Source organism: Candidatus Margulisiibacteriota bacterium (assembly GCA_041661965.1).
Lineage (GTDB): Bacteria > Margulisbacteria > WOR-1 > O2-12-FULL-45-9 > XYB2-FULL-48-7 > XYB2-FULL-45-9.
This window is the reverse complement of record JBAZTH010000002.1, coordinates 541,950-559,625: the sequence shown is the minus strand read 5'-3', so window position 1 is coordinate 559,625 and position 17,676 is coordinate 541,950. Positions and strand designations below refer to the sequence as shown.

General features: G+C 51.5%; 13 protein-coding genes. 3 read left to right on the top strand and 10 right to left on the bottom strand.

The features are described from left to right. Positions 1-12: 12 nt before the first annotated feature. The 10 genes from WC772_05655 to WC772_05610 form a co-directional block, all read right to left on the bottom strand. Entirely contained in the window at positions 13-1,653 is a 1,641-nt protein-coding gene (locus tag WC772_05655; GenBank protein MFA6170239.1) for a carboxypeptidase-like regulatory domain-containing protein, read from the bottom strand. 18 nt (positions 1,654-1,671) lie between these two features. After that, entirely contained in the window at positions 1,672-2,907 is a 1,236-nt protein-coding gene (locus WC772_05650; protein ID MFA6170238.1) for a hypothetical protein, read from the bottom strand. Between the two features lie 18 nt (positions 2,908-2,925). Then, positions 2,926-4,242: a hypothetical protein gene (locus tag WC772_05645; GenBank protein ID MFA6170237.1), complete on the bottom strand. Its 1,317-nt coding sequence runs from the start codon at positions 4,240-4,242 to the stop codon at positions 2,926-2,928. Positions 4,243-4,254: 12 nt separating this feature from the next. Beyond that, entirely contained in the window at positions 4,255-5,559 is a 1,305-nt protein-coding gene (locus WC772_05640) for a hypothetical protein (GenBank protein MFA6170236.1), read from the bottom strand. 24 nt (positions 5,560-5,583) lie between these two features. Then, positions 5,584-6,768: a hypothetical protein gene (locus tag WC772_05635; protein MFA6170235.1), complete on the bottom strand. Its 1,185-nt coding sequence runs from the start codon at positions 6,766-6,768 to the stop codon at positions 5,584-5,586. A gap of 109 nt (positions 6,769-6,877) precedes the next feature. Beyond that, positions 6,878-7,105 (bottom strand): hypothetical protein, encoded by a 228-nt coding sequence (locus WC772_05630; protein ID MFA6170234.1) that lies wholly within the window; start codon positions 7,103-7,105, stop codon positions 6,878-6,880. Positions 7,106-7,148: 43 nt separating this feature from the next. Further along, entirely contained in the window at positions 7,149-10,043 is a 2,895-nt protein-coding gene (locus WC772_05625) for a hypothetical protein (GenBank protein MFA6170233.1), read from the bottom strand. Positions 10,044-10,087: 44 nt separating this feature from the next. Further along, entirely contained in the window at positions 10,088-10,372 is a 285-nt protein-coding gene (locus WC772_05620) for a hypothetical protein (GenBank protein ID MFA6170232.1), read from the bottom strand. Continuing rightward, the gene (locus tag WC772_05615) at positions 10,373-12,268 is read right to left on the bottom strand and encodes an S-layer homology domain-containing protein (GenBank protein ID MFA6170231.1); all 1,896 of its coding nucleotides are present in this window, start codon (positions 12,266-12,268) and stop codon (positions 10,373-10,375) included. It lies immediately after the preceding gene. A 14-nt stretch (positions 12,269-12,282) separates the two neighbouring features. Then, positions 12,283-14,364 (bottom strand): hypothetical protein, encoded by a 2,082-nt coding sequence (locus WC772_05610; GenBank protein MFA6170230.1) that lies wholly within the window; start codon positions 14,362-14,364, stop codon positions 12,283-12,285. 22 nt (positions 14,365-14,386) lie between these two features. Between WC772_05610 and WC772_05605 the strand changes: the two genes are divergently transcribed. Genes WC772_05605 through murI form a run of 3 tightly spaced genes read left to right on the top strand, consistent with a single transcriptional unit; the run spans position 14,387 to position 17,664 of the window. Continuing rightward, entirely contained in the window at positions 14,387-15,757 is a 1,371-nt protein-coding gene (locus WC772_05605; GenBank protein MFA6170229.1) for a CCA tRNA nucleotidyltransferase, read from the top strand. Beyond that, positions 15,750-16,799, top strand: coding sequence for an N-acetylmuramoyl-L-alanine amidase (locus WC772_05600; protein MFA6170228.1), 1,050 nt, complete (start codon positions 15,750-15,752; stop codon positions 16,797-16,799). Before WC772_05605 ends, WC772_05600 begins: the two co-directional genes overlap by 8 nt. Then, positions 16,732-17,664: a glutamate racemase gene (gene murI, locus WC772_05595; protein ID MFA6170227.1), complete on the top strand. Its 933-nt coding sequence runs from the start codon at positions 16,732-16,734 to the stop codon at positions 17,662-17,664. Before WC772_05600 ends, murI begins: the two co-directional genes overlap by 68 nt. Positions 17,665-17,676: the final 12 nt, after the last annotated feature.

Below are 17,676 nucleotides of genomic sequence, written 5' to 3'. Positions count from 1 at the left end.
TATTCACTCCTTTTAATTATAACCCTGAACTGAAGGCGTTAGATTCCAGTTAAGCGGAGCGGCCGTTTTGGAACGATAATATAACGGCGTCGCATTAATCACATCAACACCGGTCACGCCAGGCTGCGGCATCCAGGAGCCGCTCGTTGACAAGTATGAACAAGTATTGAAGCCATTGTTCAGCCGGCCATAGATCCGGTCGGCCTGCTCCCAATTATCACTCTTGGTCCCAACGGTCAGGCCGATCGTATTAATATCCATTTGTCTTGGATACGGAAAACCAACAACATTCCAATTTTGCGTAATTGAATACGCGCTCGCCGAGTTAAGCGGCTTAACATTGCCGACGATAGCGAAGACTTTGTCGGTATCAGTTGATTTAGTCAGTAGATACAATCCCTGTTGAGGGTCGCTAATCGCCGCGTTCGCGCCGGGGACCGCCGCCCAAGTAGTTCCATCATAGTAACTAACCCGGTTCCAGCCACTATTTTCGAAGCTGAAGATTCGAACGGAAGTCGCCGGCTCTGACCCAGGCGTATATTGCCCTTGCTTGCCCAGGACCAGGTTGGGATCGCCCGGCAAAGCCAGGAACGGAGAGTTAAATAAAGTCCATTTTTTACTGCCGGCAACGGCCACATTAACTTTACCCACCGCCGGCGAAGTCGTAAAGACGCCGCCTGCGGCCACAGCTTTATAATAAACTTCAGCATAACCAGCGCCAACCTGCTTCAGGTGAACAATAGAATTAGCTCCAGCGGTAAACTCACTAGCAAACGCGGCCATTACCGCGCCGCCTTCATAAACCTTCTGCCAATTGGTTTGAACATCGGTGTAGACACCAGCTCCAGCACCAGTCAGCATCCAAATTGTCGGGTTAGCAAGTTTAAGAGGATCCCAGCTAATCGTCACGGAATCATTCACATTATCGCCGTCACGCTTGATATATAGTCCGGTATCAACAATGCCCCCGCTCTTCAAAGCAAAGTTCGCCCAGGAGACCTTGGTCGGCTTAACCGTCAAACCAGTGACCGTCCCGGTATCATAACCGGTCGCCGAAGCGGCCACATTATGAACTGAACTCGTGTCGAATGTTTCGCTGAACATGTAAGTGCCGTCGTTCGCGGTCGCGGCCTTCGCGCCAACCGGAGTTTCGGCCAGGTTAGCTCCGCCTATCATTTTCTTGGTCGCTTCATCAGAGACAAACCCAGCAATCTGCCCGCCGCTGAAATCATTCGGCCCGCCATTTAATACCAGCTCTAATTCAACGTCAATATATCCTTTGTCCCAATTGACCGACGATATTTCGGAGGTCCCGTAGTTCAGGGGATCGGCACCGCCCCATTTTCTAACGACCGACATAATGAAGACCGGCTTGCCGCCGACTTCCAGCCAGTTGTCATTATTATGGTAATACTTGAGCTCATAAACATTGAACCGGAAGGCCCCGGTCACGGCATCAACCGGAACCCGGAGATAACCAGTTCCGTAATTCTGGGCATAGACGTACAAGTCGCGCCCGCCAAGCTTACCGGGATTATTTACAACCCCGTTAACCCAGTAGAATGGCATGGTCGGCGCCTGGGGGTCGGCCGCGAAGCCGACGCCGGCGATTATTGCCACTCCAATTACAGCTAGTATTAACTTTTTAAACAATTTAACTCCTCTTCAACCCTAATTCTTAATAATGATCGTCGTCTTACTATTCGCCGGCCACAAATTGGTCGCCGGATCTTTACCCAGATAAACCTGATAACCAACGCCGGCCTCCAACTTAAGAGCCTGCAGGGCCGCCTTAGCCGCGCCGTCCGGATCGTTAGCCGGAATCAACACGCCGGCGTCAAGTTGGCCGGTCCGATCCCACTTGCCGAAAGTTGAGATGAACATTTTCCCGGTATTGTTACCCGCGACATTATTCACTATTTTGATCAGGTCATAAGCGGTCGCGATCGTCCCCAAGCCTACACCGTCAACAGTGGTCGCGGACCAGTTCCCGGTTGAAGAATTGGGGGGCATCGGCATGGCAAAGAAATTGAAGCCGGAGCTATTGGTCACCACTTCAAAGGTCAAAGGATAAGTTTGCGCGCCACCCTGGATCCCGGAATAAGCATAATCATAAGGATCGCTCCATTTATCGCCGAAGCTGTTTCCGTGCATCACCCGAAAAGTGTAGATTTTACCCGGCGTTAATGAACCATCCGGCAAGTCCAACGTTTTGCTCGCCAAGTCACCGGGTTTGGTCTGGGTGTTAGGGGTATTCTTTTCCGTGTATTCCCAGGTTTGCTTGGTGATCTCGCGAACACCTTCCGCCGGCTTCGGCGCCGGCTGAACCGAGTAGACCTTGACCGTCCCGGCAGTAGAATTGGTTTGAACCTTCAAGGTAACAGTGCTGTCAAACTGCGTGATCAACGGAACGAACGGCACATCAGCCTGATAAGTCGTGCTCAATTGAACATTCAGTTTGGCCGGTGGATTGGGCGGCGCGGGAACCGCAATGGGCTGGCTGTTGTAAAACGCCCCTTGCGCCGGCGTGGCGGTGTTCCAAACCCTGACAAAATAACTGCCGGAAGGGACCTTGTAATAGTAATCAAATTCGCCGGCCTGCGTTATCCCTAGATTTTCATTGTCTTTGCCGACGGTGGTGTTGTCGGCCGTCAATAATGAGTTGCCGGTGGCCAAAAACCCCAGATTATTTTTGTCGGGCGCCGTGACCGCGCCGGAAACCAATTGCACCAAACTCCCCACCGCAAGAGCTGTTCCAGCTTTATCGGTCACGCTGTAGCCGGGGTTAGCAACGTCGGTCCAGGTCGTAAAAGTAACACCGTTATCGGCCGCAAAAGCAAGTCCGGCGGTCAGCGTTATTGCGAGCAATATTACTCCTGCCCTAAATTTTTGTTTCCCCTTTTTCATTTTAAATAACCTCCTATTTTACTTCAACAAGGGATCAAAATCCCACTGCAACGCGTTGCTGGCTCCCATCGATCGGTTATACCAGAATCCGCCGGCGGCGTTAAAATCAAAAACCGTCGTTCCCAGCCAGGCGTTTCCTTGCCTGGTCATCTTCAAAAGATTATTGTTATAGATTTCGTCGCCGGAATTATTGGCATCGCCGCCAAAGGCGTTGGTAAAGCCGGCTTTGCCAATGACGCGGGTCACGCAGGAACTGTTGCCGATCCGCAGGTAACCTTTCGGCACGGTATAAGCCACTTTTTGCGTCGGCACATCACCGACAAAAGTCATTTTCTTAGCCGCCCCGACTAGGTTAACATAGAACCCTTCGCCAAGAGAAATTGCCATTGCTTTGTTCCAAGTATTGTTGGAATAGATCGCTTTATCTAATTGCGCCGTATAAACTTCGTCGCCGGTCGGATTATTGGCGGTTAATTGATTGCCTATGACTTGGGAAACATCGCTCCCACCCTGGAAAATAGTCGGTTCCGCAACTAGGTTCCAGCCGGCAGCTAAGTCAACGTTGAACTTGCCGACCGCCCAGGCTGATTCCAGGATTGAAGCGCCGTTATAAACGTCATCTTTGACCTTGTCTTTCCACATTGCCTTGTAATAATATTCGGTCGCTCCGCCGCCGACCTGTTGAGTGTGCAAGTAATCTTTGCCATTTACATTTTTTACCAAACTTGAAGTTATATCTACCCAATCTGTTTTCGCGTTATCGAAGGCTCCGCCACCGGCTGCTTTATTTAGCCCAAAGATCTTTGGCGGTTTTTGGTCGGCCGTTAACTCATCATCGTTCCAGGTCAATTTAATATCGTTGCCTGACCGGGCAATAAACAATTGGACCGCGCCGGGGAGGGGGAGGACCGGTCCCTGATCGTATTCAAGGGTAAAGTCAACAACTTCAAAGCCGTTGCCGGTTATTTTGACCTCTTTGGGGTTGGCGCCGTACTTATCAATAGGGTCTTTCGCGACCGCGGCATAATAGGTCGCCGTCGGATCGATTGGCAAAGCGGCGTGGTTATACATGTTGAGCATATACGAAGCGGAACCTTTGACCAGGTCACCGACGACGTTATAAGGCACGGCGGAAACATACGCACCCGGCAAAACCTTGTAAAATACGACGGTCCTGTTGGTCAACAGCTGCGATGCGGCGGGGGTGGTGGAATGCATCGTCAAGGTTCCTCTCAACCAGTACATGGCATTGAAGACCGGCGGCGGTTCAACGGCAAAGACAGGTATCGCCGCCGCGATCGTCAACAATATCAGTATTAAGCTAAGTTTCTTCACTGCTCTCCTAAATTATTTCCCGGTTTCCCTAGTCATCTTAAAGTTAACAACGCTCGGCGAAACACTTACTTGATAAACGATGTTTTTCAAGGTTTCCGTCCCGTTCCCGGCCGTCCCCGTTGACCCGGTCCAGACGCCGCCGGCGATCGTGTACCCTTCCATCCTCTGGGTATTGTTCACGTTGTTATTCCACCAGCCGATCGATTTAACAGCGGCCCCGCCGGAAAAAGTATTGATCGCGTCGACCAATCCTTTGACCGTCTTGTTGGTCATTTCAGTGCTGGTCAGGGTCTCGCCCTGCTGGGTATAAAAAATCGTCTTGGTCGGATCAAGCGTAAACTCAAACTGGTTAACCCCCAGGTCAGCGGTCTTAACAAGATTTAAAATCATTAATTCTCCGGCTGCGCCGGTTGTTTGGCCGCCCAAAACCACGACTTGAAAAGGAACCGCGTCACCGGCCGTAGTTCCGAAGTAATTTACCGCAACTGCTCTGGCATAATAAGTCGCAGTCGTATCGCTGAAAAAGGCTTTATTCGGATCATTTGTTTTGTCTAAAGTATATGACGTCCCATCTAATTCGATGCCGTAAGGCGGCTTTGTGCCAAAGTTAGGGTCACCTTTATTGATCTGCAAGATATATGGCTTGCTGGTACCGTCCCCTTTGACCTGGACATTGCCTAACCCTCCGGTTGTCCCATCGCTAAAAGAAAAGCTGATCTGAGAAACTTTTACTTCAACCCCTACTGGATGAAGATCCTTCTGGGTTGATTCGATCTGTTTTATTGAATTGATCGCCGGTTTGTAGGGAGCGGCCGCCCGATAAAGAGTAAAGCTGGAGAATGACAGATCATTCGGTACCGGGTTTCCTGAAGTCCAGAAGGATTGCGCAGGTGAGTTGCCGTAATAATTACCGTCCGCTGTCCAATATCTTAAGTAATAATTTGTCGAGACCGGATGATCCAACTGATTCTTAAAAGCAAAGCCGCCGGCCCCCGCGCTATAGCCGGGAAAATCGCCAACCGTACCCTTGATATCCTTCCCAAGCAGGGCCGGGTTCGCCGGGTCTTTAAATATTGCGTAGGTATCGCCCGCAGAAAAGGCCGGAGTAGTTGTATTAGCCTTAGCGGTCGGGGGGTTGCTTGGCGACCCTTTGATGAACTGAACAAAACCGGAACTTGCCGGGATAACGGTTGTATCATAATTTTTCATGGTCGAATTCGGCACGGTGACTCCAACGTTTTGCAGATCGGCATAGGCACTGCCGGCCAATACGACCCCGACTAAAAATATCACCAGCCTGTATTTTCCGGTTATCATTGTTTTCCCCCCTTGCTCATTCATTTATTGATAGGTCCTCTTCCAATTGATCGTCTTACCGACGCCCTTTATCGAATAATAGTACCCGTTCGGCAGCGCGAAACTAAAGTCGGCCGCAACGCTGGGATTCGCCGACAAATACCACTTCCCATCGGTCTTGAGGAACGCGTTCTTCATTCCCCACGAAGCTGGATCGTTCTTGTAATAGATCTCATCGGCAGTCATGGGATTAACCGTCGCTGTCGTATTGGCGACGTTAAATAAACCTAAGCTATCAAGCGTTTTACCTACCGGGTAAACAATCCCGATCGCGTTAAAGCCTGTCGACATGGTCAGATCTTGATCGGCCTGGCTGACGGCGCCGACCGCGGTTATAACTATATCTTTTGTCTTCAAATTGACCAGATATCCATTGGCCCGACTTATGGTGTAACTGACCGGCGCAGTGACGGCGGCGGAAAGATAAAACTTGCCGTCACTCTTCTGGAAAGCGTTTGTCATCCCCCAGGAATTAGCGCTATTCTTATAATAAACTTCATCGGCAACCATGGGGTTATCGTTCATGACCAGCTGTTGGCCAAAAACATTTTCCAATGAATCTTCGCCGGTATTGTATTTAAAGGCCAGAGAAAGCAAATTGAATCCTTTCTTGGCGCTCATATTCACCTTCCCGACCGCCGGAGCGACCTGATAACATGGCTTACCGTTATACAGCGGGTCGGGGTCCTGACAGGGAGTCATTGGAGTAACCCCAGCTTGGAGGCCAATGTAGTAAGCTTCGGAATAATTAGGCCAGGCGTCCTGGGCGTCACCAACTTGCGTATTATGCCGAAGTTGACCAGGTCCCAAGGCTGAAAATTGATCGTCAAATCCGGGGTCAGTAAATATTTTCCAGGCAGTCGGATCGGTCTTTTGGAATTTGCCGCTCACCGCCCCGGTCCCCGGCAAAACGTAGATTTGCGCCCCCGGCGCTTTGGCCGCGTCCCAGCTGATCTTGATGTTTTGTCCGTCTCTGGCAATGGTAAGAGGGACCGTCCCCCAGGGAGCGGTATCAATCTTGGTCCCACCGCCAAACAACCCAAAGAGGCCGGGGATAAGAGTGTAGCCGCTGCCGCTCATTGGCTGGGCCAAACCATCCCCTTTGGAGTCCATTAAAGTATAACCATCTCCCTGCAGGGTCTGTCCGCCGGAATTAATTACGTCATACAACGTATAGCCATTTCCGGTCAACGGATTGGCCCACGCGCCCGTTGATAGTAAAACCAAGACCAATATATTTTGTATACGTTTTTGCATTTTTATTGCAAGAGCAATTTCCTTAACCGACTTTTGCTTCCAATCTATCCAACCGCCGATCCTGTTCCCGGTCTTTACCGATCGCCAGCGTCCGGTCTTCCCGCGCTTTGACCAATTCATCCATAACTTTATCTAAAGCGGTTATGACCTCTGATTGAAAACCATCTTGTTTCGCTTCAAGCCTGGCCAGATCTTCTTTGGTCGCGAAGACCTCTTTTAACTTTTCAACATCTTTATCCGTTATGGTCATCCTAATCACCCTAATTGCCTATATCCTAATTACCTAGTCCCCTCTACTGCAGAGTCACCAGGACTAAAAGTTTTCCTTTTTGTCCCGCCGTCATTCCTTTGAGTGCTTTGCCGATGATCGTTCCAGCCTGCGGATTGGCCGGTGCCTTCATGGCGTAGCCCGGATTGGCAGAGCTGACCAAAAGGTCTCCCGGCTCGATCGCGCCGCTGGTCGCGTCAACCTTAACGTCATAACGGCCGGTATAGACGATCGGCTTCCCGTCTTTTAGCTCTTCGTTCATCGTCAACCCGCCTTCAGTTCCTCGGTAAACCCCGGCAACCTTGGTCGAATTGGCGACATTACAAACCGCCATTTGGTCGCTTCCGGCAATCATCATGACGTCGCCGTCTTCGGCCGCGCCGGAAACATTGTGCTTTTCGTTAAGGTCGCCGGCTGTAATGGCCGTGTTCGTCCCGTAATACTTCCAGGCGTAAACCCTGCGCCATTTCAAGCTCGACGTTCCCAGATAATAACCGGTTGTATCATCAGTCGAAGTAACCGCCGGATAAACATTGCCGTTAAAAGTCGACCCTTGTTTAAACTTCAACATGGCCGGAAAATTAAGGGTCATTCCCATAAATAATATTGATCTGGCCGCTTGATATTCCATCCAATTCGAAAGGTTCTCGGTTGAATTGGAGAAAGTCACTTTCGACAGGCTTATCGTCCCGGTCGTGATCTTGGAAGCGTCAAGGTTGGGGATCGCAGTCGTCGACAGAGTCCCGCTGGTGATCTTGGAGGCGTCAAGGGCGGGGATATCGGTCGCCATCAACGAGCTCTTATAGGCGAGCGAACCCAAAGCCGGCTTATTGGCAATATCCGCGGAATTGTAATCAACCGCGTTCTTAGTCGCCAGCGTTCCTAAGCCGGAGATTTTAGATGTCGGCAAAGTTCCGTCCATATCACCCAGCGGCGCCCGGAAAGCGCTGATCTTATGCCAGCTCCCCCCCTGCATATCCATATACATTCCGGTTTCACCCAACACTCCGGAGTTAACAAAGGCCAGCGCGCCGCTCCCGATCGAAGCCGGCAGGGCGGCAACAGAAGCAACCGTCTTAAACGCGCTTGCTCCGGCAATCGCTCCGGCGGCTAACTTAGCGCCGGAGATCGCGCCATCAGCCAATTGACTGCTGACCAACTGGCCTGATACTTTGCTGGCGCTGACACCAGAAATCTGGCTGTCGGTAAACTGACCTGATACTTTGCTGGCGCTTAGGCCGGAGATATCGGCATCGGAAACTGCATCTTTATAAGCCAGGCTTTTTAGTCCATTGCCGGTGATCGCCGAAACCAAGCCGCTGATTTTCCCTGTGCTAATGCCGGCGCCGGTCGCGATGTCCGCATTAGAGATCGCCCCATCGACGATTTTGTCGGAAGTGACGGAATTGGCCGCCAACTTCGGACTAGTAACGGAGTTGTCGGCCAGCGCCAACCCGGCGACTTCGGTTTTTAAAGCGTATTGTGTAAGGGTCGTCTTAGAAGCAAAAGCATTATTTATTCCGGACAGTAAAGGATTAGTGGCTTCAGTTAACGGGTTTCCAAGAGCGTCAATTACAGGATTAACAACTTCTTGCTGCCAATTAAGCATTTCATTGAAACCCCAATCTGGTTCATGCGGAGGGATCGGAGGCCAAGGGCCCGTGGTTTCTTCCCCCCAACCACTGGGGGGATACAAAGGCTTATTGCCCACGCTAGCGTAAAGATCAGCGGAAGGGCTTTTCTTTACGTCTTCCCCATTCAATCCTTTATCTTGACAGTAATACCAACGATGCTCGTCCGGACTCGTCCCCGACGCATCAAATAAATTCATTTCCGAGTTTGTAGGCAGCTTCGTAATAGCGTCATACCATGAAGTTGATTTGATCATGTACTCAACACTTTTCCCGGTTAATCGCATCGTCCAATTATATCCTGTCGTCCCTGCTTGATCCCCTGTCGTTCCGTCATTCATATAATAATCGACATTGGCATTATTTTCGTAATCATAACCGTCAAGCTCGCCAATCTGGACCCATTGATTTTTTTTGCCGACAAACGAGCTCGGCGCGACTAAAAACGAAACATTTTCCGCTTGAGGAGCATGGTTGAACGGCGGCGGGACCGCCGAAACAGGGTTTACTGAATTAACTATCACGTAAGAGATAACGGCGTTGTTATTCGTCACTTTAACCTTAAAATAACCATTCCCAACTTCCGTTAAAACCGCTTTTTCATCGGTTTTCGGGGTTATTAAAACGATGGAATCTGTTTTTACGTTGTCGTTGTTGATCTTTAGTTGAAACCAGCTTGATTTCGCGTTATAACCGGTCCCCCATAGGACATCTACGTTGTCCAAGATTATCCAACCGGCCAGCATGTTCTTTTTGGGAACCTCAACCGTTCTGATATTCCAATTATCAACAATAGTTAATGTCCCGCTCAAATTAACAACGTCAGTTTCCATATTAATATAACCGCCGTGGTGATTTTTAGCCGTTATCGCGTAAGGAGCGGCCGAAAGAGGCTGTCTCGGAGTTAATGTCGCGAGGGTTTGGGTGTACGTTGCGTTCAGAATTGAAACTTCAACGTAATATGGTTTATCAAAGCTTAACTGTGAAAGCGGTTGATTTGGAGAATTTAAATTGTTTCCGCCGACTCTTTTACTGAAAAATCCCTTGTCGTCTATGGCGACTAAAGCATTCGGACTGGTCCAAAGAAGATTGCCGACTGTCGCACCGTCATAAATTCGAACCCTCAACGCATAATCGCCGGCCGCAACAGGCGCCCCATCTTTCAAGAAAACGCCTTGGATATTAATGTACTCGGGAATTTCCGCTTGCGCCGGAGCGATCAGTAAGCAGGCCAAAAGCGCCAGCAAAACGTAATTGATCCTCATAAAGACACTTCGAATATTTTTCATTTTTTTCCTCCTTGAATCATTTTCGCCCCGACCCCGACTTAAAATCACGCGTGCACCGGCAGTTTGACATGCGCGTCCAGCGTCCGTTCAATCTTCCAGACTTTTTCCTTAACCTCGCCCAGGGCTTTCTTAACTTCATCAATCCGACCGCCCAAATCTTTGGCAACCCACTTTAGGGCAGAATTATTCGCTTCTATCTTCTCGTTCAGTTCCTGTTTCATTTGCGCCATTTCGGAGCGGAAAACCTTCTGCCCCTCGGCAACCGTTTTAACATCGGCGCCGACTTTTTCAATTAAGACCGCTATTTGATTTAGAGTTATTTCAACCATTTAATAGCTCTCCCAGTTGAGCAGATCTTTGTTTAAAAGATCCAACACAACTTTGGTCCGATTGAGCATCTCCACCGTTTCAGCGCGGGTCAGCTGTTTGTTCGGCTCAAAGCCCCGGCCTTTAAGGTATTCCAGGAGGCCGGCATTATAGGCGCCGGAGATCCGCTGGGCCGCCCAGTGATTGACTTTAATATCGGGGAACTGGTTCAGGTAAACGTCTTCCTGGATCCCGGCGAAGCGGGCGATCATCAAGAGCCCTTCAGCCCGGGTAATCTTCCCGTTCGGCTTGAAAAGGTTCCCCGGGTAGCCCAGGACAACCCCTTTCTTGGCCGCTGCGGCAATGAACGGCGCCGCCCAATGTTTGGCGGAAACATCTTTGAACGCCGCCTTCGAGGCATCTTGCGTCGGGACCCCGATCAGCGCTTTGATAAGCAGGGAGCACATTTCGGCGCGGGTAATGTTCCCCTCCGGCCGGAAAGTCCCATCCGGATAGCCGGTGATCACGCCGGCCATCGCCAGCATTGAGGTCGGTTTATCAACCCAATAACCAATCGGCACATCCGGGAAGGTAATGAGCCGGAGGAGCCGCGGCCGTTTCCCGAAGATAAAATTCTTTTCCGACCACGATTCAAGCGAAATGGCGTTCTTGCCGATCGAAAGATCGTACGTCGTGGCAAAAGCCCCCTTTAGCGTAAATTTAACCGGCACCCCGTTGGCCCGCAGGCTCTTGACCCGATAATCGACGACCTCGCCCGAAACCGGGACCTGACCGGCAAAGGTAATCGTCTTGTCCGCCGGCGAATAGAGTTTGAAAGCCTCCTTCGGCAGTTCGATCTTCACCGGCTGGAAGGAGTATGACAACGAGAAGAAACTATTATCAATGTTAGGCGCGCCGGCAAAAGTATGGTAAGCATAATCAAAACGGAAACCGCCGTAATAAAGTCCGACACCGTAGGCCATGTCGGAAACGGTGGTCAACCCGCCGTTCCCATCGCCAGCCGAATCCTGATCGATACCGGCGCGCAACCCGATATATTCCAGCGGCCGCCACTCCGCCCCAAGGTGAAGGAGGCCCGGGTAACCGGTCATGGTCGGGTGCAGTTCAAAATCACCGAGAAGCTTCAATTGATGCTCGCCGATCCTATAAAGGCTGTCCTCTTTACCAAGCAGGTTAAAACTGGAACCAAGAAAAAGGATCGCCGGATATGATTCAGTGTGGCCGGAAGCGTAAACTAATTTGCCCCCCATACTGGACGGCAAGATATTGGAAGCGGTCAACCCGATCTTCAGCCATTTCTGCGGCTTGGCGGTGATACCAAGATCAAGCTCATAGCCGCTGGCATCGCCGTTGACGATGCTGTCGCCGAAAAGGGCGGCTTTGAATAGCTTGACGCTGGCGCCGATCGAGAGCTTATCGGCGAACGGTACTTTGTCCAGGCGCAGATAACCCATCTTCTTCAACTCGTTGGCGTAGGAAATGACCAAAGCGTTGTTGTAGTTCCCCATGACCGGCTGGGAAGAATCGACAACGTAAATCGGATCATCGGGATCGGAGGCCGCTTCAATGGTCGTGGCAAAAGCGCCGCCGATCGAAGTCCCGGCAAAACCGAAACCGATCACCCCGTAATCGGTCGCGTACAAGCCGGAAGCCGAGAGATAAGTATATTCGTCGAGAAATTTCCCGGACATGGAAGACAACTGCCAGCCTTCCAGGCCCGCCATACCGGCCGGATTGGAGTACATGGCGCCGGCGTCATCAGATAAACCAATATAAGCCTTCCCCAACCCAAGCACTCTGGCATTAGGAATATAACGGGTCGGGTCCTGGGCAACGTATTGCGCCAGGGCGATCCCCGCGAACATTACAATCATTATTAGAGCTAAAACTCTCTTCATTGAACTACCAATCCTTAAGGGACATGATGCTGAAGCATCGAACCAGGGATCAACAACATCGACGATGTCGTCAATTTTTTCCCGGTCGCCGGGTCAAAGAAATAAGCTTTGGCAATCTGCGCCCCTTTATCATGACGCAAGTCGGAAACACTTGCCGTCAATCTCACCCGGTCGGCGCGGGTACTGACATCCATTATCCCCATACCGGACACCCTTAAAAGGGAGTGAGTCTTGCGATAAAGGACCTGCCCGGTAACCCCGCTAACAATTATCCACTCGATCCTCGGCGGCAAGGTCCCGTTCCTGGTCCAAACGGTGGCGTAGAAATTGCCGCTGCCGTCGATCTCGATCGGAGTGGTGATCGCCCTGGTCTCTTCAACCGCGGTTGAACCGCCGCTCGATTCCGTGTAAAGATCGTAGCGAATAATGCCAACGTGAGCATTGTCGTCTTCGGCATAAAAGAAGACCGTTACCGCTCGGCCGTCGGTGGGCAAATTAGCGTTAAATCTGAAACCGGAAACCGTCGCCCTGGTCGGCGGAAAAACGGTCGAATCGATCGTAATATTATCGGCGGAAACATCTTCGATCACGGTCACCGTGTCGGTCCCGTCATTATATCTGGCGACGACCTTGCACTTGATCTTGGCCAGGCTCAATTGATTTCCAACCGAGGTGTTTATCTCAAAGCCGATGAGCGGATTGCTCGTTATCGTCGTCGCCGGCAGGGATGAAGACAAAGCTTCCGGATAAATATTACCGTTAATGTTAACCCTGGATATCGTGACGTCGGCCGTTCTGGCCACAACGTTCAGGGCGTTAAGCTCACGGGTCGCGGTCGAATCGGGATTAGCGACCAAAAGATCCCTCGCGCCCGTTTCGGAGCTGGGATCGATAAATACATTAAGAATAATGCGGCTGGAGCTCTCAAAAGTCGTGGAACGGACATCGACATTAAAATCAAAGGCGGTCTCTCCCGGTTTAATAAAAGCCGATTGCAGCGGGTTCGTCCCCGGAGCGCTCGGCAGAAAATCAACACCGGTAACTTCCATCGTGCCGATCCAGCCTTGGTATTGGGTGCTGGGGTTCAACGCGGTAATACTGGGAGAGCGTAAGCGATAGATCATTCCGCCGTCGCCGCACATGTAAGCGTAAACCCCGGCCAATTCCCCCGGATAAACAAGCCGGACAAAAATATCCTGAACATTGGTCGAAGGAGAAAGATCGTATATCCCCCAATTGGTCCCGCCGTTGGTCGTGTAAGCAATAGCCCCGCCATCTCCGGCGATCCAGCCGAAATCCTTAGTAATAAAATAAACGGAGTTCAAGGAACCGCTGGCCGAAGAGAACGGATCGACATTCGTCCAACCGGTCCCGCCGGTCGTCGTCTTGCTAACCGTTCCGTCGGCCAAAGCGATAAAGCCGTCCAAGCGATCGTAAAAGAAGAGGTCGTTTAACACCGCCGCGAAATAGGAAACGCTCCGAACGGTGCCGGTCGAGGTGTCAAAATTGATCGCGCAATGCGAACCGGTGAGAGTTTCACCCCACAACCAGGTATCGATCGAAACCCCTTCACCGGTCGTAAAAACTCCGTTGACGATAAAACCGGTCCCCAGGATTAAATTCGTAATATCGGTGGTTGTCCAGCCCGCCCCATCGCTTGTCATCAGATAGCTGGTCGCCGGAGAAGTTCCAGCGTTATAGCCAACAATCGAACGGCGCGCGCCGTAAGCGGAGCCGCGCAAAAAATCGGTCCCGGACGCGACGGCAAAGGTCGAGCCGATCTCGGTCACGGTCGTCCCGTTGCTTTGATAAGCTTCTCTGGTCGTTAAAAAATAACCTTCCGTTACCGCCGGAAAAAACACATCATTAAAAGAAGAAGCGCTCATTCCGGCGAAATTTGACCAGGTCGTGCCGCCGTTAACTGATTTTAAGGCGACGCCGGCGTTGCCGACCGCGTAACCGACAGTGTCGCTGGCAAAGTAAATTGAGTTGATGTTTTGCGTGGTGCCGGTTTCCTGCGTAACCCAGTTCGCCCAGGAAGTCCCGGTCAAGACAATGGAGAGCGAGACCAGCAGTATTAATATTTTGCTCTTCACGATTGTGTGAGAATTTTATAACATGTCAAAAATAAATGCAAGCGTTTTTTTATGTTATACTTACCGGGTCATGTTCAAGATAGATAGCGGCGCGATAAAAACAATCTCAACCCTGAAAGCCGCCGGTTTCCAGGCCTATCTGGTCGGCGGGTGCGTCCGCGACGCCCTGCTGGGGATGGCTCCCGATGAATGGGACATCGCGACCTCCGCCAGGCCCGACGAAGTCGGCGCTTTGTTCGAAAAAGTCGTACCGACCGGAATAGAGTTCGGCACAGTCACGGTCCTCCGGCCGGAAGGCCGGTACGAAGTAACCACCTTCCGCTCCGACTCCCGCTACGTCGACGGCCGCCATCCGGAAAGCGTCTCTTTTTCCTCTGAATTGAAAGACGATCTAGCCCGTCGGGACTTTACAGTCAACGCGCTTGCTTATGACCCGGAAACAAAAGAATTGATCGATCTTTTTGACGGACAAGCCGACTTAAAAAAACGAACGATTAAAACCGTCGGCAACCCGCTTGACCGATTCGGCGAAGACGGTTTGCGGCCGATCCGAGCCTGCCGCCTGGCCGCCAAGCTTAATTTTACCGTCGCTCCGGACGTTCTGGCCGCGATTCCCATGGCCCTCGAAACCGTCAGAAAGGTCGCGCCGGAACGTTTTCACGACGAACTGGTTAAACTGCTCAAAACCGCGACGCCGTCGATCGGCCTGGAACTAATGCGGCAAACGGGTTTGCTGACGATCCTGCTACCGGAAATCGAGACCTGTTACGGCGTGGAACAACCGGCCGAATATCATAATTACGACGTTTATTGGCACAGCCTGCGCGCCTGCGACGCCGCCCCGGCCGATAACCTGGTCCTCCGTCTGGCCGCCTTGCTGCATGATATCGGCAAGCCCGCCTGCCAAGAAGGCTTAACATATTATAATCATGACCGGGTCGGAGCTGTTATGGCGGCCGAGCTGATGCGGCGGCTCCGTTTCGGTAACGCCGAGATCGAGAAGGTAACGTCGCTGATCGCCAACCACATGTTCGATTACCGCCCGGACTGGAGCGACGCCGCGGTCCGCCGCTTTATCCGCCGGATCGGCGGGACGGAGAACGTCGCCTCGATCTTCGAGCTTCGCCGTTCCGACGCCAAAGCAATGAAAGCGACCATTGGGACCGACTATTTAACCGAGCTTGGCGAGCGGATCGAAAAAATAATCGCCGCGGAAAACGCCCTGCACATTAAGGACCTCAAGATCAACGGCAACGACCTGATGACGGCTCTTAATCTTGAGCCGGGACCGAAGATCGGGGAACTGCTTGATTATTTACTGGAAAAAGTCTTGGACGACCCGACGCTCAACACCAGCGAAACCTTGCTCGCCCTAGCGAAAAAACATGGGTAACCCCCTCGTATTGCCGCTGGTTTCAATATTATTGTTTTCACCGGTTTTTGCCGACCCAGCCGCTCTAACTCAAATTGAAGCCGGTCGCGACCGGGGGATTGAATATCTTGACGTTTGCACCAGCGGCTGGACCGAGGCTAAAGGCTTATTGCTGGAAAGGACCCTTTATATTGATTTTCCGGAAACAAAAAAATCGCCTAATTTTGAACTGATAAAAGGAAAATTAAAACATATAAAAAGCCTTTCCGTTATCCAAAAAAACGCCACAACCACCCGGCTGATAATCAACTTAAAGCATGACGTTGACTATGACATTGTTAATGTCTTTGGCCGGAATAAAACGGTGGTCGAACTTTACGCCCGCTCCGCCAGCTCATATAAAGACCAATACGCTTGGGAAGCAAAAAATACTAAGCCAAAATTCGCGCCGCTCAAGCCGGTCAAATTATCGCCTAAAATAGCCGCGATTAAGCCTAAATCAGATGTTCATGGATTATTACGTGGCAAGTCGATAATTATTGATCCCGGACACGGCGGTGACGACCCGGGGGCGACCGCCTGCAATGGGATCCAAGAAAAATATTTAACGCTTGCCACGGCCAGACGGGTCGCGGCTCTCTTGCGCGAAGCCGGCGCGACCGTTTATATGACGCGCAATGAAGATCGGCGCTCCAGCCTTAGCGACGTGACTAATTTCGCCAACAAAACAAGGGCTGACATTTTCATTTCAATTCACTATAATTCTACTTACAGCCGTGAAATTGCCGGGACCGAGACCTATTACTACAATCCGGTCAGCCGCCGCTTCGCCGAGATCATGCATGAATCGTTAATCAGGGGCGTTGGCCGCAAAGACCGGGGCTTGCGCCGGGTCCGTTTTTTCACCGTCAAACACGCGACAATGCCGGCGGTCCTGCTGGAACCGGCCTTCCTCTCCAATAATGAGGAGGCCGATCTGGCCCGTTCCGCTGAATTTGAAGAGCGGATCGCAAAATCAATTAAGAAAGGGGTCGAGCTTTATTTCCGAAATAGCCCACGTTAGCCGGGTCGCCACTGAAAGGATCCTTGGAAAACCAAGCTCCGCGGAAGAAGGAAAGGTCACCCCTTCCTCTCCAATCGGCGTGTTTGATTCCGGGGTCGGCGGCCTGACCGTTCTAAAAGAGCTCATGCGCCAATTGCCGCATGAGGATGTCATTTATTTTGCCGACACCGCGCGCGTCCCTTACGGCAACCGCCCGCCGGAAGAGATCCTGGCCTTTAACCGGGAAATCATTCCTTTTTTGATCAAACGGGGAGCAAAACTGATCATTATGGCTTGCGGCACTTCTTCTTCGATCGCTTACCCGGTCGTTAAAGATGAATTCCCGGTATATTTGGTCAGCCTAATTGAGCCGGGAGCCCGCGCCGCTCTCTCCGCGACCAGGCGAGGACGAATCGGCGTGATCGCGACCGCCGGAACGGTCAATTCCGGCGCTTATGAGAAAACGCTGCGCTCGATCAACAGCGACATCATAGTGACCTCCCAGGCTTGCCCGCTCTTCGTCCCGCTGATCGAGGGAGGACACCTGGAGGGGGAAGAAGTCCGCCGGGCCGTCAAGGAATGCCTAACTCCAGTGCTTACCCAAAAGATCGATACTTTGATCCTCGGTTGCACCCATTATCCCCATCTGGCCAAAGTGATCCGGGAAGTGGCCGGCCCGGAAATTACCCTGATCGATCCGGCCGGCGAAGCGGTCGCGGAAGCCAAAGCCCTGCTTAAGAAGTTCAAGACGATCAAACAAACGGCCGATCAACCAAATTACACTTACCTAACTACCGGTCAGCCTCGCCCGTTTCAGGAACTGGGGACCAAGCTGCTGGGAAAAACCATCGCCAAAGCGATCATGGTGAATTTACCTCTGAAATAGTGTAAAATATAG

Excerpts from the sequence above, each read along its gene's own strand:
- WC772_05620 (MFA6170232.1), bottom strand. The coding sequence starts at position 10,372 with ATGGTTGAAATAACTCTAAATCAAATAGCGGTCTTAATTGAAAAAGTC.
- WC772_05605 (MFA6170229.1), top strand. The coding sequence starts at position 14,387 with ATGTCAAAAATAAATGCAAGCGTTTTTTTATGTTATACTTACCGGGTC.
- WC772_05615 (MFA6170231.1), bottom strand. The coding sequence starts at position 12,268 with ATGAAGAGAGTTTTAGCTCTAATAATGATTGTAATGTTCGCGGGGATC.
- WC772_05625 (MFA6170233.1), bottom strand. The coding sequence starts at position 10,043 with ATGAAAAATATTCGAAGTGTCTTTATGAGGATCAATTACGTTTTGCTG.
- WC772_05630 (MFA6170234.1), bottom strand. The coding sequence starts at position 7,105 with ATGACCATAACGGATAAAGATGTTGAAAAGTTAAAAGAGGTCTTCGCG.
- WC772_05640 (MFA6170236.1), bottom strand. The coding sequence starts at position 5,559 with ATGATAACCGGAAAATACAGGCTGGTGATATTTTTAGTCGGGGTCGTA.
- WC772_05650 (MFA6170238.1), bottom strand. The coding sequence starts at position 2,907 with ATGAAAAAGGGGAAACAAAAATTTAGGGCAGGAGTAATATTGCTCGCA.
- WC772_05600 (MFA6170228.1), top strand. The coding sequence starts at position 15,750 with ATGGGTAACCCCCTCGTATTGCCGCTGGTTTCAATATTATTGTTTTCA.